1 protein-coding gene is annotated in these 741 nt (G+C 73.1%); it reads left to right on the top strand.

Annotated elements, in window-relative coordinates:
* Positions 1–201: 201 nt before the first annotated feature.
* The gene (locus tag ACFWXC_RS50530; protein WP_384490660.1) at positions 202–708 is read left to right on the top strand and encodes a MarR family winged helix-turn-helix transcriptional regulator; all 507 of its coding nucleotides are present in this window, start codon (positions 202–204) and stop codon (positions 706–708) included.
* Positions 709–741 lie beyond the last annotated feature (33 nt).

Below are 741 nucleotides of genomic sequence, written 5' to 3'. Positions count from 1 at the left end.
ACACCGCCCCCGCGGCGCGCCGCGAGTGGCCCTCCGGCCGCCCCCCCCCGCGCCGCGCCCCCCGCCCCGGTCCCGGGCCCCACGCCGCCCCCGGCGCCCCCCCCCACCGCTCCGGGACGCCGGAGAGAGTCGGCTGCGGCACCGGGGACGCGCACCCGAGAGAGGTTTGAACATTAAAACGTAAGTGGTTACAGTGCGCGCATGACCACGACGCCACGCTGGCTGAACCCCGAGGAACGACGGGCGTGGCTCGCCTACGTCCAGTTCTCCACGCACCTGGCCGACCATCTGAACCGCCAGCTCCGGCGCGATGCGGGCATGACCCACGCCGACTACACCCTGCTCGTCCACCTGTCCTCGGTCAAGGACCACAGCCTGACCATGTCCGAGCTGGCCGAACGCCTGAAGATCACCCGAAGCCGGCTCACCCACGCCGTGACCCGGCTCCAGGAGACCGGGTACGTCGACCGCCGCGAGGACCCCGGCAACCGCCGCAACCAGTTCGCCGTCCTCACCGAGGAGGGCATGCGCCTCCTGGAGCGCGCGGCACCCGGCCATGTGGAGGCGGTCCGCCGAGCCGTCTTCGACGCCCTCACCCCGGAGCAGGTGACCCAGTTCGCCGCGATCGGTGAGTCGGTCAATGCCGCGCTCCAGCGCATGGACGCCGGCGGCGACGAGCAGGAGGCGCTGCCCTGGCGTCGACGCTAGGAGACGGCGTGCGGCATGCGTGAGCCCCGGGGC

It is taken from the genome of Streptomyces sp. NPDC058683 (genome assembly GCF_042716195.1).
In the GTDB taxonomy this organism is placed as follows: Bacteria; Actinomycetota; Actinomycetes; order Streptomycetales; family Streptomycetaceae; genus Streptomyces.
Note: the sequence above shows the minus strand (reverse complement) of the source record. Positions and strands in the feature narration are given on the sequence as shown.

Bases quoted from the DNA above. Each gene is read 5' to 3' on its own strand.
- ACFWXC_RS50530 (WP_384490660.1), top strand. From the start codon at position 202: ATGACCACGACGCCACGCTGGCTGAACCCCGAGGAACGACGGGCGTGG.